Here is a 24,176-nt window from a genome sequence, read left to right on the forward strand (position 1 = left end):
AATGACGCAGCAGGCGCGGCCGGCTTCGCCATCGACCGATGATCGCCTGGCCGAGCGACCGCTCGCCGAACTGCTCGAGCGCTGCGGCGTCGGCATCCACCGCTATGATGTTCGCACCGGCGAAATCACCTGGGATCCACTGCTGCACCGGGTCTGGGGCCTGCCTGCTGGCGAACCAGTGACGTATGATCGTTGGAGCGCCGCGGTCCACCCCGAGGATCGCGCCGCGGTGGAGGCTCGTGTCGCGGTCGCGCTCGATCCCGACGGTCCGCATATGTACGAGGCGCAGTACCGCGTATTGCCACGCGACGGCGGGCCGGAACAAGCCGTGCTCGCGACCGGCTTCGTCACTTTCGAGGGGCGGCAGGCGGTACGGCTGGAGGGCACGGTGCAGCTGCTGCGCTGTCCGCAACGGTTGGAGGCGATGCGCCGTGCGAGCGAAGAGCGCGCGCTGGAAAACACACACGAGGCGGCGGCGGTCTATGAGGCCGCGCCGCTGGGGATCGTGCTGTTCGACACCGATTTCCGCTTCAAGCGGATCAACTCACGGCTCGCGATGATCAACGGCCTGCCGCCCGAGGCACATTATGGCCGCGCCATCGAGGAAATCCTGCCGCCCGCGACCTGCGAGGCGCTGCGTGCGATGCAGCCACGCTTGCTGGCCGGCGAGGAAGTGGGCGGTATCGAGATCACTGGCTGGGACGATGTGGCGCAGGCGGAGCGAAGCTGGCTTGTCGCCTATCGCCCGTTACGTGACGGCGGGCGCCACATCACCGGCTTTCTCGGCACGATCATCGACATCACCGATCGCAAGCAGGCCGAGGCGCGCGAGAAGCTGCTTGCGCGCGAGGTCGATCACCGCGCCAAGAACCTGCTGAGCATCGTCCAGTCGCTCGCCACCCTCACCCGCGCGCCGACGATCGAGGCGTATCGCGAAGCGCTCGGCAACCGGCTCCAGGCGCTCGCCCGCGCGCACGGGCTGCTGGCGCAGGCAGGATGGAGCAGTGTCGATCTGGCGGCAATCGTCGCGCGAGAGCTGGAACCCTATGCCGGCGCCACCCCCGATCGCTGCACGGCGAGCGGGCCGCCGGTCGCGCTCGCCCCCGAAACCGCGCAGGCGTTCGCGCTGGTGCTGCACGAACTCGCGACCAACGCCGCCAAATATGGCGCGCTTTCGGTCACCAGTGGCCGGGTGCGGATCGACTGGCGGATCGATCAGGATCAGCTGGTGCTCCGCTGGCAGGAGGAAGGCGGGCCGCCGGTGGTGCCGCCGGCCGGGCGCGGCTTCGGCTCCCGGCTGATCGAGCAGAGCGTCACGCGCAGCCTGGATGGCATGGTGCGCAAGGATTGGGCACCGGACGGCCTGATCGCCACGCTCTCGGTGCCCAGCGCGCGCCTGCTCGCCGCCTGAACCGCCGGCGCGCCGTTCACGCGCCGGCGGGATGGGTCAGTAGCCCGACGCGGCGGTCTGGCGGCTGGCGTTATGCCCGCCATGGCGATGCAAGATGCCAAGCGCCGTCTCCGGATCGATCCCGGCTTCACGCGTGTCGACCGAGACGAACACGCCGCCCTGGCCGAGCCGGCCTTCATAATAGCGAGCATCGTCCTGGCTCACGCCGTGCGCCATCAGCGCCTCGTTGAGCGAGCCGGCGACCGCGCCTGCCGCCGCGCCGATGCCCAGCGCGCTGGGGACCGCCGCCGCCGCGATCGCGCCCGCCGCCGCGAGCGGCCCCACGCCTGGAATCGCGAGCGCCGCCACGCCCAGCCCGGCACCGAGCGCGCCGCCGCCGAGCAGGCCGCGGATCATACTGCCGCCGTTATCCTCTTCGTCGAGATCGGTGGTGCTCTGGGTCTCGCCGTCGCGACCAATCACGGAGAGCGCCGAGTCGCGCGCGCCGGCGTCCCGTAGCGCCGCGATCGCTCGCTGGGCGTCGTCGCTGCTATCGAACATCGCGGAAACTGTGTGCATCTTGGCCTCCTGGCTGATCCCCCGCCGATGCAGGGACAACCACAGGCCGGGGCAGCCGTTCCGCGCGGCTAGTCTTGGGCGCGCCAGCAGGCGTAAAAAAAGCTGCTCACTTGCAGCGCGGCGGCGGTGGCGAAGGCGGCGACGCACAGCAATTGCAGCTGCTCGCCAAGCGGCGCCACCAGCACGCCATAAGCGAGAATCAGGCAGGCAAGGCCGGCAGCGGTGATCGAGGCGAGGCGCACCAGCAGCGGCAGATTGCGCCAGACGCAATCATGCGTCTCTCCCGGGGCGGCAATCAGGCTCTCCATCTCGCGCATGGCAATATCCACGCTGGTAATGCGCGGGAGTGTATCATGCGATGACGCTAGGACAAGCGTTGTCAGATACCGTGTGCCGCGCGGAAAGCGCGCCATTTCTGTACGTTGCGGTTATGCTGGTCGAGCGTGTCGGCGAAGACGTGCCCGCCGCTGCCATCCGCGACGAAATAGACCGCGCTCGAGTCGGCGGGATCGAGCACCGCGTCGATCGAGGCGCGCCCGGGATTGCAGATCGGCCCCTTCGGCAGGCCGCTCATCGCATAGGTGTTGTACCCGTTCTTGGCGCGCAGTTCCGACAGCAGGATGCGCCGGCCGAGCGGCTTGCCCTTGGTGATGGGGTAAATCGTCGTCGGATCGGCCTGGAGCGGCATCCCGCGCTTCAGCCGGTTGGAATAGACCGCCGCGACCAGCCGCCGCTCGCTTGGCTTGCCGGTTTCCTTCTCGACGATCGAGGCGAGGATCAGCGCCTCGCGCGGGGTGCTCACCGCGAGTCCCGGCTTGCGTCGTTCCCAGGCGGCGGCGAGATAGGCGACCATCGCCTGCTGCATCCGATCGACCACGCTCTCGCGCGTGTCGCCGGGCTGGAAGCTGTAGCTGTCGGGGAGCACGCTGCCTTCCACGGGCACCGGCACCGTGCCCTCGAGCCCGGGAGTCGCGATCAGCCGTTCCTGCACCAGCACCGCCGGCCAGCCTTCGGGAATGGTAACGAAACGCTGGATCGTCCGCCCGCCCTGGAGCAGCTTCAGGATGTCGGCGGCGGAAAGCCCGCGCGGCAGGCGATAATCGCCCGATTTGATCGGATCGGCCGCGCCGAACAGCCGGGCGTAGAGCTTGAAGCGCGCGGCCGAGCGGATCGCCCCGGCCTGTTCCAGCCGCTCGGCGGTCGCGGCGAGCGAGGCACCCTCGGGCACTTCGAAGCTCAGCGCCCGGGCGGAAGGGCCGCGCCCGCCCCAGTCCTGCGCCACGAACAGCGCCCCGCCGACCAGCGCGACGATCCCGATCAGCAGCAGCCAGCCAAGCCTGCGCACCCCGCGCCCCCTTCTCAGTCGATCGCCTTCATCACCAGGCTGGCATTGGTGCCGCCAAAGCCGAAGCTGTTGTTCAGCACCGCCTTCACCCGCCGCTGCTTGGCGACATGCGGCACCAGATCGACGCCGGCGCAATTCTCGCTCGGATTGTCTAGGTTGAGCGTCGGCGGCACGATCTGGTCGCGCATCGCCAGGATGCAGAAGATGCTCTCCACCGCCCCGGCGCCGCCGAGCAGATGGCCGATCGCCGATTTGGTCGAGCTCATCGACAGCGTGCCGATCGCGTTGCCGAACAGCCGCCGCACCGCGCCCAGTTCCAGCTCGTCGCCAAGCGGGGTGGAGGTGCCGTGCGCGTTCACATAGTCGATGTCGCCGAGCGAAAGCCCGGACTTGCGCATCGCCATCTGCATCGATCGAAAGGCACCCGATCCTTCGGGATGCGGCGCGGTGACGTGATAGGCGTCGCCCGACAGGCCATAGCCCACCACTTCGGCGTAAATCTTGGCGCCGCGCCGCTTGGCGCGCTCATATTCCTCGAGCACGACCACGCCCGCGCCCTCGCCCATCACGAAGCCATCGCGGTCCTGGTCATACGGCCGGCTGCCGCGTTCGGGCGTGTCGTTGAAGCCGGTCGAAAGCGCGCGTGCCTGCGCGAAGCCGGCGATGCCGATCGGGCAGATCGCCGCTTCCGCGCCGCCCGCGAGCATCACATCGGCATCGTCCATCGCGATCATCCGCGCGGCGTCGCCGATCGAGTGCGCGCCGGTCGAACAAGCGGTGACGACGGCGTGGTTCGGCCCCATCAGGCCGTATTTGATCGAGACCTGGCCCGAGATCAGGTTGATCAGCCGGCCATGGACGAAGTGCGGCGAAACGCGGCGTGGTCCCTTATGCTCCAGCACCAGCGATTCGCTCTCGATGCCCGGTAGGCCACCAATGCCCGAGCCGATCGAGCAGCCAGCGCGGAACCGTTCTTCCTCGCTCATGTCGAGCAGGCCGGCGTCCTCGATCGCCTGGCCGGCGGCGTCGATGCCGAACACGATGAACGGATCGACCTGGCGCTGCACCTTGTGATCGACGCGCTTGCCGGGATCGAAGCCCCAGGCGTGGTCCTTGGGCTTCACCTCGCAGGCGATGCGGCAGGCATAATCGGTCGCGTCGAAATGGGTGATGTGCCCCGCGCCCGATTTGGCCGCGATCAGATTCGCCCAGCTCGTCTCGACATCGGCGCCCAGCGGCGTGACCAGCCCCAGCCCCGTGACGACAACCCGACGCATTGTTCCACTCTCCTAAACCGTCAAAATCGAAACGGCTCCGTCGCCCCGGTTGATGCCGAGCGCGCGGAGCCGCTTGAGCGGGGTTTACCCCCGGAAGAACAGGGCGATCAGCCCTGATGCTCGTCGATATAAGTGATCGCATCCTTCACGGTGCTGATCTTTTCGGCGGCATCGTCGGGAATTTCGACGCCGAATTCTTCCTCGAAAGCCATCACCAATTCGACGATGTCGAGGCTGTCCGCGCTCAGATCATCGATGAAGCTCGCATCCTCGGTCACCTTGTCGGCTTCCACACCCAGATGCTCGACGACGATCTTCTTTACGCGATCGGCGGTCTCGCTCATGCTTTCCATCCCTCTTTCAATTGGGGTTCAACAGCGGGGAGCCGTAGAACGCGCGCCCCCGGCTGACAAGAGGCCGCGAATAAGCGGAGGCGCTTACAGCATCGCCATACCGCCGTTCACGTGCAGCGTCTGCCCCGTCACATAGCCCGCCTCGCGGCTCGCGAGATAGACGACCGCCGCCGCCACGTCGCTCCCCTGCCCCAGCGCGCCCGCCGGGATACGGCCGAGCAAAGCGGTCTTCTGCGCCTCGGGCAGCACGTCGGTCATCGCCGACTGGATGAAGCCGGGCGCGACGCAATTGGCGGTGATGCCGCGGCTCGCCAGTTCCTGCGCCATCGCCTTGGTCATCGCCGTCAGCGCGCCCTTGGAGGCCGCGTAATTGGCCTGGCCGGGGTTACCCGTCGCGCCGACGACCGAGGTGATCGAAATGATCCGCCCGAACCGTGCTTTCATCATTGGCTTGGCGGCGGCGCGGGCGAGGCGGAAGGCGGCTTCCAGGTTCACGCGGATCACCTGGTCCCATTCCTCGTCCTTCATCCGCATCAGCAGATTGTCGCGAGTGACGCCGGCGTTGTTGACAAGGATGTCGAGCTTGCCGAGCGCCTCCACCGCGCGCGGAACGAGGCCGTCGACCGCGGCGCCATCGCCCAGATCGCAGGCGAGCGCGACGTGATCGCCGCCGAGTTCGGCCTGGAAAGCGGCGAGCTTATCGGGGTTGGAGCCCGACAGCGCGAGCCGCGCCCCCTGCCCCGCGAGCCCCCGCGCGATCGCCGAGCCGATCCCCCCGGAAGCGCCGGTGACGAGCGCGGTCATGCCTGTAAGGTCGAACATGGTCACTCCTTTGTCGAAGAAGAATCTTGGTTCACGCGGAGGCGCGGAGACGCGGAGAAATGGTCGTTGACGACGCGCCTGATCCCTTCCTTCAAGGTGGCGCCCCCGAAATTAAGCAACAGCCCGACGGGCTGTTTGGTGAGACGCAAATTGGTAAGGAGCTGTTTGCCATGCACTGGCAGCAGCTGGTCAACCGATTTGATCTCGACGATAAGACGATGATCCACAAGCAGGTCGATGCGAAAAGCGTTTTCAACACGAACGCCGTCAAATTCAATGTCGATCGCCCGCTGCCGGGCAACGGCATAACCGTCCTTGATCAATCGGGCGGCGAGCAGCGTTTCATAGACGCTTTCCAGCAGCCCCGGTCCTAGTTCCCGGTGCAACTTCAAGGCGACGTCAATTATGTCACCCGATACCGCGTCAATGTCCCGCATCTCTGCGCCTCCGCGTCTCCGCGTGAACCAAAAATCTAAAGGCTGTGCGCCAACCCCTCGATGTCCGCCATCGTCACCACGCTCACAGGCTCGGCCTTCACGGTGCGCTTCACCATCGGGCTCAGCACTTTCGCGCCGAATTCGACGAACTGCTCAACGCCCGCCGCTTCCATCGCGAGCAGCGATTCGCGCCAGCGGACCATGCCTGTAACCTGCTCGACCAGCCGCGCGCGCATCTCGGTCGGGTCGCTTACGGGGGCGGCGGTGACGTTGGCGAACACCGGGACGAAAGGCGCGACGATCCGCGCGCCCTCCAACGCTGCCGCCATCGCCTCGGCGGCCGGCGCCATCAGCGGGCAATGGAATGGCGCGGAGACCGGCAGCGCCGTGCCCTTCTTCACGCCGAATTCCTTGCACAGCCCAATCGCGCGCTCGATTGCCGCCGCATGACCGGAAAGCACCACCTGCCCCTCGGCATTGTCGTTAGCGACGGCGCAGACCTCGCCTTCAGCCGCCGCCGCCGCGACCGCTTGCGCCTGATCCAGGGTCGCGCCGAGCAGCGCCGCCATGCCCCCGACCCCGACCGGCACCGCCCATTGCATCGCCTGGCCGCGCAATTTCAGCAGCCGCGCGGTCGTCGCCAGGTCGAGCGCGCCCGCCGCGCACAGCGCGCTATATTCGCCGAGCGAATGGCCAGCGACGAACGCCGCCTTCTCGGCGAGCGCTACCCCGCCCTCGCGCTCCAGCACGCGCAGCGTCGCGATGGCGTTCGCCATGATCGCCGGCTGGGCGTTCTCGGTGAGAGTGAGTTCCTCGGCCGGGCCTTCCTTCATCAGGCGGAACAGGTGCTGGCCGATCGCCTCGTCGACCTCCTCGAACACCTCGCGCGCGGCCACGCTTGCGTCGGCCAGCGCCGCGCCCATGCCGACCGCCTGGCTGCCCTGGCCCGGAAAGATGAAAGCGCGCACTGCCTGTCCCCTGCTTGTCCGAAAGCGGTCGCGGTAGAAATCGGGGCGCCACTTGGCAAGCAGCCTTGCATTTCGCGGCGATCGCTGTATGTGCCGCGCCTTCGGTGGCGCCCTGCGCCGCCGTGCTTACCCGTGGACGACAGCCGGAGGGGGCCTTCGCATGGTGCGGATGCTCAGCGATCGGCCAAAATGAAGGACAAGGCATGGCTCTTTACGAGCACGTCTTCCTTGCGCGCCAGGATCTGGCACAGGCGCAGGTGGACCAGCTGGCCGAAATGGCCACCAAGATCATCGAGGAAAATCAGGGCCGGATCGTCAAGACCGAAACCTGGGGCCTGCGCAGCCTGGCGTACAAGATCGCCAAGAACCGCAAGGCACATTATGTCATGCTGGAAATCGAAGCCCCGGCCGGCGTCGTCGCCGAGCTCGAGCGGCAGATCCGCATCAATGAAGACATCATCCGCTATCTCACCATCCGCGTCGACGCGCATGAGAATGGCCCGAGCGCGATGATGCGCAAGGGCGACCGCGACGGCCGCCGCCGCGAGCGTGAAGGCGGTGATCGCCCGCGCCGCGACCGCGATGGCTTCGACGGCGAATAAGGAGGACTAGACCCATGGCACGCCCCTTTTTCCGCCGCCGCAAGAGCTGCCCCTTCTCCGCCAAGGACGCGCCGCGCATCGATTACAAGGATGTGCGCCTGCTGCAGGGCTTCGTTTCGGAGCGCGGCAAGATCGTCCCCTCGCGCATCACCAGCGTGAGCGCGAAGAAGCAGCGCGAACTCGCCCAGGCGATCAAGCGCGCCCGTCACCTGGGCTTGCTGCCCTATATCGTTAAGTAAGGAGCTGAGCAGATGGATGTGATCCTGCTGGAACGCGTCGAGAAGCTCGGCGGTATCGGCGATGTGGTGAAGGTGAAGGATGGGTTCGCCCGTAACTACCTGTTGCCGCGCAAGAAGGCGCTGCGCGCGAACGAGGCGAACCGCCGCGTGTTCGAGGCCAATCGCGAGCGGATCGTGGCGGAGAACGCCGCCCGCCGCGCCGACGCCGAGAAGGACGCGAAGACTATCGACGGCGTGACGCTGACGCTCATTCGCCAGTCGTCGAACACCGGCCAGCTTTACGGCTCGGTCGCGGTGCGCGATCTGGTCGAGGCGTTCGAGGCGCTCGGCCACAAGGTCGGCAAGGCGCAGATCGTGCTCGACCGCCCGATCAAGACGATCGGCCTGCACGAGGTGAAGGTGGCGCTTCATCCGGAAGTGCCGGTGATGGTGAAGGTGAACGTCGCCCGCTCGCCCGAAGAGGCCGAGATGCAGGCCGCCGGCGTCGACGTGATGGCGCAGGTGTTCGAGGAAGGCCGCGAACAGACCGGCTTCACCGAAGAGCGCGATCCCAACCTGGAAGTCGGCGAAATCGCGAGCGACGCCCAGGGCTGAGCCCGGCGCGGAGCAAAGATCAGGGGCTGTTCCAGGCGATGGAACGGCCCCTTTTCTTATGTCCAACGCGGCAATGAGCCCGTTAAACTCGGCGCGGGCAAATGCTCAGGGAACGATCAGCACCGCAGTCACCAATCCGGCGAACGGAATCAGCGCGCAGATGACTGGAAGAAGCTTGTTCGCCATCGTGGAAATCCTTGGTCGACCGCATTGGCGCGGTTAATCGCTGGTTAAATGCGAAGCCGGCCTGATGGTTTCCAGGGGCGGTCATTGCGTAATCCACGCAAATACCGACTTGGCGCGGCGATGCGCCTCCCCCGCTCGCCAGCGGCGCGGCCCGCCGCTAGCATCGCCGCCCATGAACAACGCGCTTTTCGCCCCGATCATGCTCGCCGCCGGCATCGGCATTCCCATCATGGCGAGCGCTAATGCGCTGCTCGGCGCGCGGCTCGGCAGCCCGGCGAGCGCGGCGGCGATCATGTTCGCGCTGGCGCTCGCGGTCGCGCTGCTGGTCGCGTGGGCGACGGGCGGACCGCAACGCGCGCTGCTCGGCGCGGCGCCCTGGCCCTATTATTTCGGCGGGCTGCTGATCGCCTTCTATCTGCTGTCGATCACTTATCTGGGGCCAAGGCTTGGCATCGGGACGGCGGTGCTGCTGGTGCTGCTCGGCCAGATCGTGGCGGCGGCGACGATCGACCATTTCGGCCTGCTCGGCGCGCCGCGCACGCCGCTCACGCTGATGCGCGCGGCTGGTCTTGCGATGATGGCGGGCGGGGTGCTGCTCGCACGGCGGGTTTGATCGGATTCAGGCACAGCCGCGGAAGTTACGGTTCACGCTCCCCGCTCCCCGCGCGCCTCCGCGTGCCCCCCCTATTTCCGCCCGAACAGCTTCTCGATGTCGCCATGCGCCAGTTTCACCCAGGTCGGGCGGCCGTGGTTGCACTGGCCCGAATGCGGCGTCGCCTCCATCTCGCGGAGCAGCGCATTCATCTCGGCGACCGACAGGATTCGCCCGGCGCGGACCGAATGGTGGCAGGCCATCGTCGCCGCGACGTGATCAAGCCGTTCCTTCAGGCTCAGCGCATCGTCATAGGCGGCAAGATCGTCGGCGAGGTCTGTCACCAGTGCCGTCACATCGCCACGCGCGAGCACGGCCGGCACCGCGCGCACCAGCACCGCGCGCGGGCCGAAGCGTTCGATTTCGAGCCCCAGCGCCTCTAGCGTCGCCGCCGCCGCCTCCAGCCGGTCACACGCCGGTTCATCCAGCTCGATAACCTCGGCGAGCAGCAGCGCCTGCCGCGCGACACCCGCCCCGGCGAGCCCGGCACGCATCCGTTCGAGCACCAGCCGCTCATGCGCGGCGTGCTGATCGACGATCACCAGACCATCCTCGGCCTCGGCGACGATGTAAGTCGCCGCGACCTGCCCGCGCGCCACACCCAAGGGAAAGCGCGTTCCCTCGGGCGCCGGCGCTGCTGCTGGCTCGGCGCGCGCGGCGGGCGGCGCGCTGAAGAAGCCCGGGCGGGGATCATGGAGCCGCTCGGGCGCGAGCGCGGGTTGCGCGAAGGCGACCGAAGCCGCGCTCGCCGTTGGCCAGGCGGCGGCATGGTCCGGCGCCGCATCGCCGCGCCCCGCCCCCTCCACCTGCCACAGCCCCCAGGCGGCGGGCTCGGGCCGCTGGACGCTGCGGTGTCCCGCCTCGCCGAGCGCGCGCTTCAGCCCCGAGACGATCAGCCCGCGCACCAGCGCCGGATCGCGAAAGCGAACCTCGGTCTTGGCCGGATGGACGTTCACGTCGACCGCATCGGGCGGCACATCGAGGAACAGCGCGACGACCGCGTGGCGATCGCGCGCGAGCAGCTCGGCATAGGCGCCGCGCACCGCGCCGATCAGCAATTTGTCCTTCACCGGGCGGCCGTTGACGAACAGATATTGGTGATCGGCGATGCCCCGATTGAAGGTCGGCAGGCCGGCGACGCCCCCCAGGCGCAAACCCTCGCGCTCCACGGCGACCACCACGCTGTTCTCGGCGAGCGCGCGATCGGTGAGCGCCGCCACCCGCGCCGGGCGATCGGGATCGGCGGGCAGGTTGAGCACCAGCCGGCCATCGTGGCGCAGCTGGAAGGCGATGTCGGGCCGTGCCATCGCGAGGCGCCGCACGACATCGAGGCAAGCGGCGTATTCGGCGCGGTCCGATCGCAGGAATTTGCGCCGGGCGGGAACGCGGGCGAACAGGTCTTCCACCCGCACCCGGGTGCCCGGCGGCAGGCCCGCCGGCCCCTCCTCCGCCACCGCGCCATTGTCGACGACCCGCCGCCAGCCCTCCGCGCCACGCACCCGGCTGTCGAGCGTGAGCCGGGCCACGCTCGCGATCGAAGGCAACGCCTCGCCGCGAAAGCCGAGCGTTTCAACCGCTTGGATCGCATCCGCGTCGAGCAGCCGGTCGGGTAGTTTGGAAGTGGCGTGCCGTTCAAGCGCGAGCGCCATGTCGGCGGGGCTCATCCCGCACCCGTCATCCACCACTTCGATCAGGGCGACCCCGCTTTGTCCCAGCGACACATCGATCCGTGCGGCGCCCGCATCAATCGCGTTTTCGACGAGTTCCTTCAGCGCGCTCGCCGGCCGCTCCACCACCTCGCCGGCGGCGATTCGGTTGACGACATGCTCTGGCAGACGGCGTATTGACATGGCCTTTCCTCTAGCCCAAGCGGCGGCTTTCCGCGACCTCGATCGAACATCAGCCGGCGACGCCTGAGTCGAGCCGGGGCAGGCGGTGAAGCGGCTGGTAGCGCGTCGGGGCCAGCCCGGCGCTGCGTTTGACAGGACGTTCGATGGCTTTGTTTTCGCGCTTGTTCAACTTCATGTCGCACGACATGGCGATCGATCTCGGCACGGCGAATACCGTGGTATACCTGCGCGGCCGCGGCATCGTGCTCAACGAGCCCTCGGTCGTCGCGGTCGAGACGCTCAACGGCGTCAAGAAAGTGAAGGCGGTCGGCGACGACGCCAAGCTGATGATGGGCAAGACGCCCGAGAGCATCCAGGCGATCCGCCCGTTGCGCGATGGCGTGATCGCCGACATCGATGTCGCCGAGCAGATGATCAAGCACTTCATCGCCAAGGTACATGGTCAGCGCCGCTTCATGCGCTGGCCGCAGATCGTGATCTGCGTGCCCTCGGGCTCCACCTCGGTCGAACGCCGCGCGATTCGCGACGCGGCGCAGAATGCCGGCGCCAGCCAGGTGTTCCTGATCGAGGAACCGATGGCGGCGGCGATTGGCGCCGACATGCCAGTAACCCAGCCGATCGGCAGCATGGTCGTCGATATCGGCGGCGGCACCACCGAAGTCGCGGTGCTCAGCTTGCGCGGCCTCGCCTATACCACCTCGGTTCGGGTTGGCGGGGACAAGATGGACGAAGCGATCGTCTCCTATGTCCGCCGGAACCATAACCTGCTGATCGGCGAAGCCACCGCCGAACGCATCAAGCAGGAAGTCGGCGTCGCCAAGGCACCCTTGGACGGCATTGGCAAGACCATCCACATCAAGGGCCGCGATCTGGTGAACGGCGTGCCCAAGGAAATCCAGATCAACCAGGGCCAGATCGCCGAGGCGCTGAGCGAACCCGTCTCGACGATCGTCGAAGGCGTGCGGATCGCGCTCGAGAACACCGCGCCCGAACTCGCCGCCGATATCGTCGATCAGGGAATTGTGCTGACCGGCGGGGGCGCCCTGCTTTCGGGCATCGACGAGGTGCTGCGCGACGAGACCGGCCTGCCGGTGACGGTGGCGGACGATCCGCTTAACTGCGTCGCGATCGGCACCGGGCGCGCGCTGGAGGATCCCATCTATCGGGGCGTGCTCCAGAACGCCTGAGGGAGTGGTTGACCAGTGGCGTCGCGGCCGAGACGACCTGGCTTTTCGCGAAGGGCGCAATATGGGCTGTTCGCCAGCTATGTGCTGGCGGTGGCCGGCGCCCTGGTGGCTGCGTTGTTGCTCGCGCTGTCGACCTTTGATCCCAAGACTTTCGGCGTCGTGCGGCTGGCGGCGGCCGAGATCGGCACGCCAATCTCCTCCTTGCTCGGCTGGGGCGTGCGCGGCGTCGCCAGCGTGCCACAGGGGGTAAGCGATTATTTCGCGGTGATGGGCCGGAACAAGGCGCTGCGGGCCGAAATCGCCGCGAACAAGCGCATGACCGATCAGGCCAAGGCGGTTCTTTACGAAAACGCACGACTGAAGACGCTGCTGCGGCTGCGCCAGGGCGCGACCGATACCGTCGTCGCCGCGCACCTGGTCAGCTCGAGCGCGGCGAGCACGCGGCGTTATGCGGTGCTCAACGCCGGCAGCAACCAGGGCGTGCGCGAAGGCCAGCCGGTGCGCGGGCCGGAGGGGTTGATCGGCCGGGTGATCGAAGCCGGCTTCAACACCGCGCGGGTGCTGCTCATTTCCGATCCCGAAAGCATCGTGCCGGTGCGCCGCGTCCGCGACGGTCTGCCGGCGATCGCCGCCGGGCGGGGCGACGGGCTGATCGAGATTCGCTCGGTCAACCTCGCCAACGCGCCGTTCGCGGTGGGCGATGCGTTCGTTACCTCGGGCACCGGCGGCATCTATGCGCCGGGCATCCCGGTCGCCCGCGTGATCAAGGCCGGGCGCGACACCACGACCGCGCGGGGCGTCACCCAGCCCGACACACTCGACATCGCGATCGTGCAACGCACCTTCATTCCGCTGCCGCCGCCGCCTGCGGAGCAGCGTTGATGGGCCTGATGCCGCGCCGCCGACCGCGCGGGCCGTTCGATCCCGAACCGCAGCGCGTTTGGCCGAGCCTGAAGCCGGCGCTGTCGGTGATGGCGGCCTCCACGCTCACCTTGCTGCCGCTCGTCGCGAGCTTTCCGCTGCTGCCGCCGTTCGGGCTGTTGATGCTGCTCGGCTGGCGGCTGGCGCGTGAGGACGCGCTGCCCGTTTGGGCACCGCTGCTGCTGGGGCTGTTCGACGATCTCTTCTCCGGCCAGCCGTTCGGCAGTGCGATGCTGTTCTGGACGCTCGCCTATATCTCGATCGATCTGTTCGACGCGAGGCTGGTCGCGCGCGATTTCTGGCAGGATTGGCTGCTGGCGGCGGGCGGCATCGCCGGCTCCCTGATCTTTGGTCGTTTGGTCGCGACCCCGCTTGCCGCGCATGTCGAAACGCTGTTGTTGCTCCAAATCGCGGTTTCGGTGATGTTGTACCCGGTCGCAGCCCTGATCGTCGCCTGGATCGATCGGGAACGGAGCCCGGCATGAACCCGCCCAGCCGCATCGTCACCGAAGCGCACCAGACCTTCAGCTTCAACCGGCGGACGGTCGCGCTCGGGATCGGCCAGATCGGCGTCGGCGTGGTGCTCGGCGCGCGAATGGGCTGGCTGTCGATCGCCGAGAATGCGCGCTACAACATGCTCGCCGAGAGCAACCGCGTGAATCTGACGCTGATCCCGCCGCGCCGGGGCTGGCTGATCGATCGCAACGGCGCGCCGATCGCGAACAACCGCACCGATTTCCGCGTCGACATCATCCCCGATCGGCTGGACGACAAGGACCGCGTGCTCGGCCTGCTCCAGAACATCTTGGCGCTGCCGCCCGAGGAGATGGAGCGCATCCGGCTCGATCTGAAGCACGCCGCCGGTTTCCAGCCGGTGCAGGTGGCCGATGATCTCGATTGGGAGCGGTTCGCCGCCGTCTCGGTTCGCCTGCCCGAACTGCCGGGGGTCGCGCCCACGCGCGGCTATTCGCGCAACTATCCCGCGGGTGCCGCGGTCGCGCATCTGACCGGCTATGTCGGCGCGGCGTCGGCCGAACAATATCGCGCGACCAAGGACGCCCTGCTCGTCACCCCCGGCTTTAAAATCGGCAAGGACGGAATCGAAAAGCAGCTCGATGCTCGGCTGCGCGGATCGCCGGGCGCCAAGCGGGTCGAAGTGACGGCGCACGGCCGGCTGGTGCGCGAACTCGCCCAACGCCCCGACGCGCCGGGTCAGACCGTGCGGCTGACGATCGACGCGGGACTGCAGGAATATGCCGCGCGCCGGCTCGGCACCAATTCGGGCAGCTGCGTCGTGATGGACTGCCTGACGGGCGAGGTGCTCGCCTTCGTCTCGATGCCCGCTTACGACCCCAACAGCTTTTCGGACGGCATCAGCCATTTCGAATGGGAAATGCTGTCGAAGAACGATCACGTGCCGCTGATGAACAAGGCGCTGCAGGGGCTTTACCCGCCGGGATCCACGGTCAAGCCGATGAACGCGCTGGCGCTGCTCCACGCGGGCGTCAGCCCCAATGACCGAGTGGTTTGTTCGGGTGCGTTGCGGGTCGGCTCGGGCGTGTTCCACTGCCACAAGCGGCGCGGGCACGGCGCGATCGATATGCACACCGCGGTCGCGCAGAGCTGCGACATCTATTTCTACGAAATGTCGCGCCGGCTGGGTTATGATCGCTTCGCGCCGACGCTTCGGATGCTCGGCATGGGGCAGAAGTTCGATCTGCCCTTCGCCAGCCAGCGCTACGGCACCGTGCCCGACAGCGCGTGGAAGCTGAAGAAATACAAGGAAAGCTGGACAGTCGCGGATTCACTCAACGCCTCGATCGGCCAGGGCTATGTGCTGGCGAACCCGATGCAGCTGGCGGTCGCGGCCGCGCGGCTCGGCTCGGGGCTGGAGGTGCATCCCCGGCTCTTCGTCGATCCCAAGGCGCCGCCACCGCGTGCGATGCCGATCGACCCCGACCACTTCAAGACGATCCACGCGGCCATGCACGCGGTGGTGAACGGCGGCGGTACCGCCGGCGCGGCCCGGCTCAACCTGCCCGGGATCGAGCTCGCCGCGAAGACCGGCACCGCGCAGGTTCGCCGCATCACCATGGCCGAGCGCGCGCATGGCGTGCTCTCGAACGGGCAGTTGCCCTTCAAGCTGCGCGATCACGCGCTGTTCATCGCTTTCGCGCCCGCCGACAAGCCGCGCTACGCGCTCGGCATGGTGCTCGAGCATAACGGCCATGTGAACCGCGTGCTCGACACCCCGCTCACCGCGCGTGACATCATGACCTGGCTGTTTGACCGCCAGCGCGCCGAGGCAAGCCTTGCCGAGATCGAAGCAAGCTGGGGCGGCGACATCAAGACGCGGATGGCGGCGGAGGCGAGCGCCTATCGCGCCGCGCTCGCCGCTCAGGCCAACCCCGCCCAGCAACAGGCGACCGAGCTGGACGCCGATGCCGCCACCGAGTCCGAGGCGGTCGACGCTGCCTCCGAGGCGAGCAACGCCACCGCCGCCGCGCTCGGTAACAGCGCCTCGGGCGGCGTCGCCGCCGAGGGCAGCCGGGAGCAACCCGATTGAGCAGCTTCACCGCCGCCATCCCCGCGCCGATCGCGGCGCTGCCGTGGCGGATCATCTTTCTGGTCCTGGCGATCGGCGGCTTCGGGCTGCTCGTGCTCTATTCGGCGGCGGGCGGCAGTCTGCGCCCCTATGCCCTGCCCCAGGGCATCCGCCTGGTCGGGTTCACGGGGATGGCCGTCATCATGTCGCGCGTGCGCGCCGAGCGCTGGGACCAAGTCGCGCTCCCACTCTACGCCATGCTGCTCGTGCTGCTGCTGCTGGTTGAAGTGGCGGGTGCGGTGCGCGGGGGGAGCCAGCGCTGGATCGACCTGGGGCTGATCCGGCTGCAACCCTCCGAGCTGATGAAGCTCGCGATCGTGCTCGCCTGCGCCAAATTCTACGACATGCTTCCGCCCAACGAAACACGCCGGTGGGGCGCGCTGTGGCCTGCCGGGCTGCTGATCGGGATGCCGGTACTGCTGGTGATGAAGCAGCCCGATCTCGGCACCGCGCTGATGATCGCCGCCGGCGGGGTGACGGTGATGTTCCTCGCCGGCATTCCGCTGCGCCTGTTCGTCGGCGGCGGCCTGGCGCTCGCGGCGGCGATACCGCTCGCGGTGAATTTCCTGCTCCACGACTATCAGCGCAACCGGGTGCTGACCTTCCTCAACCCCGAGAACGACCCGCTCGGCACCGGCTATCACATCACCCAATCGAAGATTGCGATCGGATCGGGCGGCATTTGGGGCAAGGGCTTCCTGCACGGCACCCAGAGCCATCTGCAATATCTGCCCGAGGGCCACACCGATTTCGCGCTGGCGACGATGATGGAGGAATGGGGCCTGATCGGCGGACTGGGGCTGATCATCGCCTTCACCCTGCTGGTGCAATGGGGCCTATCGGTCGCTGCCAAGGCCGAGACGCGCTTCGCCCGGCTGACCGCGGCGGCGCTGTCGGCGACGATCTTCTATTACTTCGCGATCAACATGGCGATGGTGATGGGCCTCGCGCCCGTGGTCGGCGTCCCCCTGCCGCTGATCAGCAATGGAGGCTCGGCACAGATGACGATCATGCTGATCCTGGGCATCCTGATGTCGATCGAGCGGCAGAACCGGCAGGCGGTGCGGTGGTGACGCGCGCGTTCTGCGCCGGGCAAAAAAGCGGTTGCGCGGGGTAAGCGAGGCTGCTAACGGCGCACCTCCAATCGCGGGCCCCACCCGCGATCGCCGCCGCCGGAGACGGACGCATAGCTCAGTTGGTAGAGCAGCTGACTCTTAATCAGCGGGTCCTTGGTTCGAGCCCAAGTGCGTCCACCAAACTTCTCAACGACTTAGGTGCAAATATACACCCCTCCCAAGGGGTTGTCGAGAGCCACGTAATCGCCACGTAATCAACGTGTTTCGTAGCCTGGCGTAGAAGCTTGATTTTCGATGTGCGGGAGGAGGTTTCCTCCCTGGTCGAAGCCGCTGCGCGGCTTCTTCACACCCACCTCAGCGGGGACACCCCGCAACGCCCCGAAACGAGGAGCGGGGCTGGCGACGCGCTCGGTCCCGTGCGCCGTTCCGGCGCACTCCTGCGGGCGCGGCGTTTCACCACAAGGGCCCCGCACGCACTCTGAACCGGCGGACCTGAAACGAAGCGCAGGCCGCGAAAGCCGACAGGCCCCGCCTTTCCGCCTGCGCGAGCGATGACGCGATGCTCCGCCTCCTTCAGGGTGCAGTTTCTTGCTTTGGCGATTTCGCTGGCCGCTCGCGCGGTTGTAAGCGTTGAGGGGGAGAGTGAGAGTCTGGCGGGCTTCGCCGTGACGGGATGAGGGTCGAGAGAGAGGCTCCCGGCCAGCCGTCATGGAGATTTCCCATGGATATGCAGGTTCTCGATACGCGCCGCGACTCAAGCGGCGGCTATAAGGTGGATGTCTCGCGCGGCTCGCGCGTGGGTCGGGTGTCGTCGGAGTGGTTCTCGCGCCCAGATGATGAGCGGTTTCTGTCACTGGGCGATTTGGCCCGATCAGTGCGCGGTCGGTCTGACCGGAGCCGGACGCGCGTGGTCGAGACGGCGCTGATCCATGTCGAAGCAAACCGCAATGATCCGGAACGCCTGGCTCTCATGTTGCCGGGTGCCGAGGCACCGGTGACGCCAACCCACTGGAGCTTTGGGCAACTGGCCAGCCAGGTAGGCGCTCCTGCTGCCTATCTGCGCCAACTTCCGGCGCCGCTCGCCGCGATCAATCTGCAATACGGGCTGACCTCCAACCGAGCCGAGCAGATCAAGACGCTCGAAACCGACAATGGCCGCCTCGAACTGCGCGCCGTGACCGGCCCCGACTACGGCCGGATCTACGACCATGAGCTTGTCGAAGCGGTGCAGAAGATCGCTGGCAACGGCACCGGCGACACACGCTGGAAGGTTCCGGGCGTGCTCGACTGGTCGACCGGGGTCTACAACCCTAACGTCGACATCTCGAAGGATACGACCACGCTCTATGCGTCGGATCGCGACGTCTTCCTGTTTCTGGTCGATGATCTCAACCCGATCGAAGCCGGGCGGCTGCCCGACGGATCGCCCGATCTCTACTTCCGCGGGTTCTATTGCTGGAACTCCGAGGTCGGCGCCAAGACGCTCGGCATGGCGAGCTTCTACCTGCGCGCGGTCTGCCAGAACCGGAACCTGTGGGGGGTGGAGGACTTCGAAGAGATCAGCATCCGCCACAGCAAATATGCGGCGAACCGCTTTGCCCACGAAGCCGAACCGGCGCTGCTGAACTTTGCCAATTCCTCGCCGCAGCCGTTCATCAACGGCATCAAGACCGCGCGAGAGCGAATTGTCGCCCGTAGCGACGAAGACCGGCAAGACTTCTTGCGGGGACGCGGGTTCTCCAAGGCTGAAACCGGCCGGATCATCGAAACCGTCCTCGCCGAGGAAGGCCGACCGCCGGAATCGATCTTCGATTTCGTTCAGGGCATCACCGCGTTGGCGCGGTCGAAGGCCCATCAGGACGCCCGGCTCGACATGGAGGGCAAGGCCAAGAAGTTGCTCGACCGGGTGCACTAAGCCTCCCCGGGCCCAGCGTGTTACTCCTGCGTTGCGCTGCCTTCTCGAAAGTGAGAGGGCGGCGCTTCGCTTCGTGACGGGTTCGGGCCTGAGAGAGAGTCTTTCGGGCGGCCCGTCATGGAGAAACCCCATGACCAAGACATTGCCCAAGCTCGTGCTCAGCGCCTCGCGCGACATCCCGTTTTCGCAGCTGGTGCTGAGCCAGAAGAATGTGCGGCGCGTGAAAGCCGGCCTTTCGATCGAGGATCTGGCCGAGGACATTTACCGCCGGACCCTGCTCCAGAGCATCAACGTCCGCCCCTTGCTTGACGCCGACGGCAAGGAAACCGGCATGTTCGAAGTGCCGGCCGGTGGCCGCCGTTTCCGGGCCCTCGAACTGCTGGTGAAGACCAAGCGGATGGCCAAGGATCAGCCCGTTCCTTGCGTCGTGCGTGAAGCCGGGATTGCCGAAGAGGACTCGCTCGCGGAAAACGTCATGCGCGTTGCGCTGCATCCGCTCGACCAGTTCCGTGCCTTCAGCGCGCTGATCGAAGCGGGCCTGTCGGAGGAAGATATCGCCGCGCGGTTTTTCGTGTCTGTCTCGACCGTACGCCAGCGCCTTCGGCTCGCCTCGGTCTCGCCCACCCTGCTCGAGATCTATGGTGAGGACGGCATCACGCTCGAACAGCTCATGGCCTTCTCGGTCACCGACAACCACGCGCGCCAAGAGCAGGTCTGGGAACAGGTCAATCAGGGGCACCATGTGCCAGCTTACCACATCCGCCGCTTGCTGACCGAAGATGCGATTTCCGCAAGCGACCGCCGCGTCCGGTTCATCGGCATTGACGCCTACACCGAGGCTGGCGGCTATGTGATGCGCGATCTGTTCTCGTCGGACGAGGATGGATGGTTGCAGGATCCCGCACTGGTCGAATTGCTGGTGAGCGAAAAGCTCTCGGAACTCGCACAGGAAATCGGTGCCGAAGGCTGGAAATGGGTCGAGGCCGCCGTCGACCTGCCCTATGGCTGCGAGCGCGGCAAACGCCGGATCGTCGGCACGACCGTTCCGTTGACCGACGACGAGCAGGCACGGCGCGATGTGCTGGTCGAGGAATATGACCGCATTGGCGACGACTACGGCGATGGCAGCGACCTTCCCGACGAAGTCGATGCGCGGCTGACCGAGATCGATGCCGAACTGACCGCCTTGAACAGCCGTCCCACGGTCTACGATCCGGACGACATGGTGCGTGCTGGCGTGTTCATTTCGCTGACCCACGATGGTCGCCTGCGGATCGACCGCGGCTATGTCCGTCCTGAAGATGAACCCGTCGCAGAAGGCCAGAATGACGGTGCGCACGAAACCAACCCCGACATGTCCGATGGCGCGACTGTCACCGTCGCAGGGCAAGCGGCGCCAATCGGCGGTGACGACGACGAAGATGAGGCGATCAAGCCGTTGCCTGACAGGCTCGTTTCCGAACTCACTGCTGAACGCACGCTCGCGCTGCGCGATGCACTGGCCAACGCTCCGCAGGCGGCGTTCCTCGCCCTTCTTCATGCGCTCGTCCTGGCGGTGTTCCGTCCCCACGGGACTCATGGCTGTGTGCAGATCGGCGTTACCCAGGCCTGGCTCGGCAATGTCGCACCAAACTTGCGCGAGAGTGTCTGGAGCCAGTCGATCCAGGCGCGGCACGAAAATTGGGGTGAAAGGCTGCCGGATGAACCACAGCCGCTGTGGGACGCCCTCGCCGCTATGCCGCAGGATGAGCAGATGGCGCTGCTCGCCCACTGTGTCAGCCAAGGCGTCAACGCGCTGTTTGAGCCGAGCAAGAGCTATGACGGACGCATCTCGGCGCACGGTGTGGCGCAGCGCATTGCCGCCGCCGATGCTCTGGCAGCAGTCGTCGGGCTCGACATGGCCGAGGCTGGCTGGACGCCAACGGTCGACAACTACCTCGGCCGGGTGACCAAACCCCGGATCATTGAAGCGGTCCGCGAAGCCAAGGGCGATGCGACCGCAGCCCTGATCGAACATCTCAAGAAGGGTGACATGGCGCGCGAGGCCGAACGGCTGCTGGGCGGCACTGGCTGGTTGCCTGAACCCCTGCGGTTACCGGTCATAGAAGCAAATGAAGCTGACATTGCGGACCTCCCCGATTTCCTCGCGGATGATGCCGAACAGGCGGACGCCGACGATGCCTTCGCAATCGCTGCCGAATGAACTTTGCTCGCGCGGGGCGGCCCCGGTCGCCCCGCGTGTCTTGTTCCCCCCTCACCGATGAAGGAGCCTTGCCATGGCAATTCCTGACCATGCCCGCGTCAATTTCGAGACGCTGCTGCAAGCGGCACAAGCGGGCGATCTCGCGCTGATGGAATGCACCGAGGTTGCCAGCGGCGAAACCCGTTACGTTCTTTGCGCCGTTGGCCGCAACGCCGGCGACTATGTGATGACACCGTTCGGGCACCTCGCGCCGGGCAATCCTTACGAGGCCTATATTCCGCCCGCCTGATCCGGCCTGCACTTCCCCAACTTCATTGAAGGAATTCCGACATGACCAACTCGCCTTTGGCGGGTGCCTCCGCGCGCCCACCTGCCGCTGCTTGCCCGCAGCAAACCGCTACCGCGATCATCACCGCAGCCCATGACCTGCTTGGTCACCTTGCCGCCGGTCGCCGGATCGACACGCCCGCCATTCGTACCGCCATGCAGTCCGCCTTTGGAGCAAGCGATGCGACAGGAGCCTGGGACTGGAAGATCGCCTACGAAGCCGTCGAGGTCGCGCAATTGCTGTTCATGCGCCGCTACGGCCTTGCGATCCATGCCAGGACCGCCGATCCGTTCGAACGCCTGAAACTGGTCGAACGGATTGCCCGGCTTGCCCCGACGCAAACCCGGCGCAGCGAGGAAATGCAGGCCTACCAGCAATTCTCGACGCCGCTGGGACTGGCATGGGTGACCGGGTTTGCTGCGGGCTTTCTGCCGGACGAACTGGTGCTCGAACCTTCTGCAGGCACGGGACTGTTGGCGGTACAGGCTGAATTTGCCGGATGCAGTTTGGCCGTGAACGAGGTTGCCGAAGTGCGTGCGGCCCTGCTTGGCAGCCTGTTTGCAAGCTCGCACGTGTCGATGCACGACGCCGCACAGATCCACGACCGGCTCGATGCAGCTGTGGTGCCGAGTTGCATCATCATGAACCCGCCATTCTCGGCAGCGCTGAATGTTGATTCACGTGTGGCCGACGCAGCCATCCGGCATCTGTCATCAGCAGTGGCGCGGCTTGCCGACGGTGGACGGCTCGTCGCGATCACGGGGGCCAACTGCGCGCCAGATCACAAGGCATGGCGTGATGGTTTCGTCCGGATGCAGGACAACGCCCGGGTCGTGTTCAGCGCGGTGATAGCGGGCAGCGTGTTCGCACCGCACGGCACTTCGGTTGAAACCCGGCTGACCGTTATCGACAAGGTTCCCGCAGACAATCCAGCACAATTTCCGGCATCGCGAGGCATGGCTCCCGATCTTGCGACCTTGCTGCGCTGGTTGGCCGACAGCCTCCCGCCACGTCAGCCCATCGCCGCATCAGCTCTTCAGCCACTGGTAGCTGCCCGCAATTCACAAGCGATCAAAGCCAGCCCAAGGCCTAGACTGGCTACAGCCCCGATCCCTGCAATATGTGGCGTGCCGCTCGACTATGATGTGATCGACTGGTGTCCTCCAACCGACGGCACGATCTCCGAATCGCTCTATGAGCCCTACTCGCTCCAATCGATCCGCATCGCTGGCGCGCAGCCGCATCCGACACGACTGGTGCAATCAGCCGCGATGTCCTCGGTCGCGCCGCCCAAGCCGAGCTATCGCCCTCATCTGCCCGCTGGCCTCGTCGAACAGGGGCTGCTGTCGGATGCCCAGCTCGAATCGGTAATTTATGCGGGCGAAGCCCATGCCGACCATCTCGCCGGCAGCTGGTCCGTCGATGCGACCTGGGACAAGGTCGAAGCCGTGCCCGATGATTGCGATACCGCTGTCCGCTTCCGAAAGGGCTGGTTCCTCGGCGATGGCACCGGCGCAGGCAAAGGGCGTCAGGTCGCGGGCATCTTGCTCGACAACTGGCTCAAGGGCCGAAGGCGTGCAGTCTGGATATCGAAATCCGACAAGCTGCTCGAAGATGCGCAGCGCGACTGGAAGGCTCTGGGGCAAGAGCCCTTGCTGGTCATCCCGCTCGCCCGCTTCCGTCAGGGCATGCCGATCCGGCTCGAGCAGGGCATCCTTTTTACGACCTATGCCACGCTACGCTCCGACGCGCGCGAAAACCGGGTTTCCCGGGTGCAGCAGATCGTCGACTGGCTGGGGACCGACTTCGACGGGGTCATTGTTTTCGACGAGAGCCATGCCATGCAGAATGCCGGTGGCGGCAAATCCGAACGGGGCGATTCCGCTCCCTCGCAGCAGGGACGTGCTGGACTGCGCCTGCAGCATGCACTGCCCAATGCCCGGATTGTTTATGTCTCTGCAACCGGGGCGACCACGGTCGAGAACCTTGCCTATGCTCAGCGGCTCGGCCTGTGGGGCGGCGCTGACTTTCCCTTCGACAAACGCACCGATTTCGTCGCGGCCATCGAAGCGGGCGGGGTCGCAGCGATGGAGGTGCTCGCCCGCGACCTGAAAGCTCTCGGTCTCTATGCAGCCAGTTCGCTGTCGTACGAAGGCATCGAATATGAGCTGCTCGAGCACCAGCTCACCGCTGACCAGGTTCGCATCTACGATGCCTATGCCGGGGCGTTTCAGGTCATCCACAACAACTTGGATGCAGCGCTGGAGGCCGCCAACGTCACGAGCAGCGAAGTCACGCTCAACGCACAGGCCAAGTCTGCGGCCCGCTCGGCGTTTGAATCCGCCAAGCAGCGCTTCTTCAATCATCTCATCACGGCGATGAAGACGCCAACGCTGATCGCCGCGATCGAGCAGGGCCTCGCCGATGGCCAGGCCGCTGTGGTGCAGATCGTCTCGACGGGGGAAGCGCTGCTGTCGCGCCGCCTCGCCGACATCGATCCGGGCGAGTGGAACGACATTCAGGTCGATATCACGCCACGCGAATTCCTGTAATGTTGAGCTCAACATTAGACATATTCTTTGCAGTCGCAGTTTATGTCGAGCGTGGCGGCGGGAGGCGCAGGTTTCCTTCGGTTTTCCATGATTTC

The 24,176-nt window shown here is 66.4% G+C and carries 23 protein-coding genes and 1 tRNA gene; 15 read left to right on the forward strand and 9 right to left on the reverse strand.

Translation table 11 applies throughout. From position 1 onward, the window contains the following. Position 1 precedes the first annotated feature (1 nt). The gene (locus K2X73_RS14145) at positions 2–1,411 is read left to right on the forward strand and encodes an HWE histidine kinase domain-containing protein (protein WP_294111870.1); all 1,410 of its coding nucleotides are present in this window, start codon (positions 2–4) and stop codon (positions 1,409–1,411) included. Between the two features lie 36 nt (positions 1,412–1,447). Here K2X73_RS14145 and K2X73_RS14150 read toward each other — a convergent pair whose 3' ends face one another. The 8 genes from K2X73_RS14150 to fabD all read right to left on the reverse strand — a co-directional run bounded on the left by K2X73_RS14150 (position 1,448) and on the right by fabD (position 7,171). Then, positions 1,448–1,969 carry a hypothetical protein gene (locus tag K2X73_RS14150; protein WP_294111871.1) on the reverse strand — a complete coding sequence of 174 codons (522 nt, stop codon included), beginning with the start codon at positions 1,967–1,969 and terminating at the stop codon, positions 1,448–1,450. 68 nt (positions 1,970–2,037) lie between these two features. Then, positions 2,038–2,277, reverse strand: coding sequence for a hypothetical protein (locus K2X73_RS14155; RefSeq protein WP_294111872.1), 240 nt, complete (start codon positions 2,275–2,277; stop codon positions 2,038–2,040). Positions 2,278–2,348: 71 nt separating this feature from the next. Beyond that, on the reverse strand, positions 2,349–3,314 hold the full coding sequence (mltG, locus tag K2X73_RS14160; RefSeq protein ID WP_294111873.1) for an endolytic transglycosylase MltG: 966 nt from the start codon (positions 3,312–3,314) through the stop codon (positions 2,349–2,351). A 14-nt stretch (positions 3,315–3,328) separates the two neighbouring features. Continuing rightward, the gene (gene fabF, locus K2X73_RS14165; protein WP_294111874.1) at positions 3,329–4,591 is read right to left on the reverse strand and encodes a beta-ketoacyl-ACP synthase II; all 1,263 of its coding nucleotides are present in this window, start codon (positions 4,589–4,591) and stop codon (positions 3,329–3,331) included. Between the two features lie 107 nt (positions 4,592–4,698). Next, positions 4,699–4,935, reverse strand: a complete 237-nt coding sequence (locus K2X73_RS14170) for an acyl carrier protein (RefSeq protein ID WP_294111876.1) — start codon at positions 4,933–4,935, stop codon at positions 4,699–4,701. 93 nt (positions 4,936–5,028) lie between these two features. Continuing rightward, positions 5,029–5,766 (reverse strand): 3-oxoacyl-[acyl-carrier-protein] reductase, encoded by a 738-nt coding sequence (gene fabG / locus K2X73_RS14175; protein WP_294111878.1) that lies wholly within the window; start codon positions 5,764–5,766, stop codon positions 5,029–5,031. 2 nt (positions 5,767–5,768) lie between these two features. Then, the gene (locus K2X73_RS14180; protein ID WP_294111880.1) at positions 5,769–6,203 is read right to left on the reverse strand and encodes a GxxExxY protein; all 435 of its coding nucleotides are present in this window, start codon (positions 6,201–6,203) and stop codon (positions 5,769–5,771) included. 35 nt (positions 6,204–6,238) lie between these two features. Continuing rightward, a complete protein-coding gene (gene fabD / locus K2X73_RS14185) occupies positions 6,239–7,171 on the reverse strand; it encodes an ACP S-malonyltransferase (protein ID WP_294111881.1) in 933 nt (310 codons plus the stop codon). A 203-nt stretch (positions 7,172–7,374) separates the two neighbouring features. On the opposite strand from fabD, the gene rpsF reads away from it, so the two are divergent. The 4 genes from rpsF to K2X73_RS14205 all read left to right on the forward strand — a co-directional run bounded on the left by rpsF (position 7,375) and on the right by K2X73_RS14205 (position 9,405). Beyond that, positions 7,375–7,773 (forward strand): 30S ribosomal protein S6, encoded by a 399-nt coding sequence (rpsF, locus tag K2X73_RS14190; RefSeq protein WP_294111912.1) that lies wholly within the window; start codon positions 7,375–7,377, stop codon positions 7,771–7,773. Positions 7,774–7,787: 14 nt separating this feature from the next. Continuing rightward, positions 7,788–8,012, forward strand: coding sequence for a 30S ribosomal protein S18 (gene rpsR, locus K2X73_RS14195; RefSeq protein ID WP_010543816.1), 225 nt, complete (start codon positions 7,788–7,790; stop codon positions 8,010–8,012). A 12-nt stretch (positions 8,013–8,024) separates the two neighbouring features. Then, the gene (gene rplI / locus K2X73_RS14200; protein WP_294111882.1) at positions 8,025–8,606 is read left to right on the forward strand and encodes a 50S ribosomal protein L9; all 582 of its coding nucleotides are present in this window, start codon (positions 8,025–8,027) and stop codon (positions 8,604–8,606) included. 358 nt (positions 8,607–8,964) lie between these two features. Then, positions 8,965–9,405 (forward strand): DMT family transporter, encoded by a 441-nt coding sequence (locus tag K2X73_RS14205; RefSeq protein ID WP_294111884.1) that lies wholly within the window; start codon positions 8,965–8,967, stop codon positions 9,403–9,405. Between the two features lie 71 nt (positions 9,406–9,476). On the opposite strand, the gene mutL is transcribed toward K2X73_RS14205, so the two are convergent. Next, positions 9,477–11,294 carry a DNA mismatch repair endonuclease MutL gene (gene mutL / locus K2X73_RS14210; RefSeq protein WP_294111885.1) on the reverse strand — a complete coding sequence of 606 codons (1,818 nt, stop codon included), beginning with the start codon at positions 11,292–11,294 and terminating at the stop codon, positions 9,477–9,479. A 143-nt stretch (positions 11,295–11,437) separates the two neighbouring features. Here mutL and K2X73_RS14215 point away from each other — a divergent pair, with 143 nt between their 5' ends. The 10 genes from K2X73_RS14215 to K2X73_RS14260 all read left to right on the forward strand — a co-directional run bounded on the left by K2X73_RS14215 (position 11,438) and on the right by K2X73_RS14260 (position 24,081). Continuing rightward, positions 11,438–12,481 carry a rod shape-determining protein gene (locus K2X73_RS14215; RefSeq protein ID WP_294111887.1) on the forward strand — a complete coding sequence of 348 codons (1,044 nt, stop codon included), beginning with the start codon at positions 11,438–11,440 and terminating at the stop codon, positions 12,479–12,481. A gap of 105 nt (positions 12,482–12,586) precedes the next feature. Continuing rightward, complete coding sequence (gene mreC / locus K2X73_RS14220; protein WP_365980725.1) at positions 12,587–13,363, forward strand: rod shape-determining protein MreC; 777 nt, start codon at positions 12,587–12,589, stop codon at positions 13,361–13,363. Between the two features lie 8 nt (positions 13,364–13,371). Further along, a complete protein-coding gene (locus K2X73_RS14225; protein WP_294111890.1) occupies positions 13,372–13,887 on the forward strand; it encodes a rod shape-determining protein MreD in 516 nt (171 codons plus the stop codon). Beyond that, the gene (gene mrdA / locus K2X73_RS14230; protein ID WP_294111893.1) at positions 13,884–15,968 is read left to right on the forward strand and encodes a penicillin-binding protein 2; all 2,085 of its coding nucleotides are present in this window, start codon (positions 13,884–13,886) and stop codon (positions 15,966–15,968) included. The genes K2X73_RS14225 and mrdA overlap by 4 nt, the downstream gene beginning before the upstream one ends. Continuing rightward, the gene (gene rodA / locus K2X73_RS14235; protein WP_294111895.1) at positions 15,965–17,080 is read left to right on the forward strand and encodes a rod shape-determining protein RodA; all 1,116 of its coding nucleotides are present in this window, start codon (positions 15,965–15,967) and stop codon (positions 17,078–17,080) included. Before mrdA ends, rodA begins: the two co-directional genes overlap by 4 nt. A gap of 107 nt (positions 17,081–17,187) precedes the next feature. Beyond that, a tRNA-Lys gene (locus K2X73_RS14240) sits at positions 17,188–17,263 on the forward strand. Between the two features lie 541 nt (positions 17,264–17,804). Next, positions 17,805–18,998: a DUF932 domain-containing protein gene (locus K2X73_RS14245; protein ID WP_294111897.1), complete on the forward strand. Its 1,194-nt coding sequence runs from the start codon at positions 17,805–17,807 to the stop codon at positions 18,996–18,998. Between the two features lie 130 nt (positions 18,999–19,128). Continuing rightward, on the forward strand, positions 19,129–21,201 hold the full coding sequence (locus K2X73_RS14250) for a ParB/RepB/Spo0J family partition protein (protein ID WP_294111901.1): 2,073 nt from the start codon (positions 19,129–19,131) through the stop codon (positions 21,199–21,201). Positions 21,202–21,274: 73 nt separating this feature from the next. Beyond that, positions 21,275–21,490: a DUF6117 family protein gene (locus K2X73_RS14255; RefSeq protein ID WP_066546230.1), complete on the forward strand. Its 216-nt coding sequence runs from the start codon at positions 21,275–21,277 to the stop codon at positions 21,488–21,490. A 41-nt stretch (positions 21,491–21,531) separates the two neighbouring features. Further along, the gene (locus K2X73_RS14260; RefSeq protein ID WP_294111906.1) at positions 21,532–24,081 is read left to right on the forward strand and encodes a strawberry notch family protein; all 2,550 of its coding nucleotides are present in this window, start codon (positions 21,532–21,534) and stop codon (positions 24,079–24,081) included. Positions 24,082–24,176 lie beyond the last annotated feature (95 nt).

The organism is Sphingomonas sp. (assembly GCF_019746665.1).
Lineage (GTDB): Bacteria > Pseudomonadota > Alphaproteobacteria > Sphingomonadales > Sphingomonadaceae > Sphingomonas.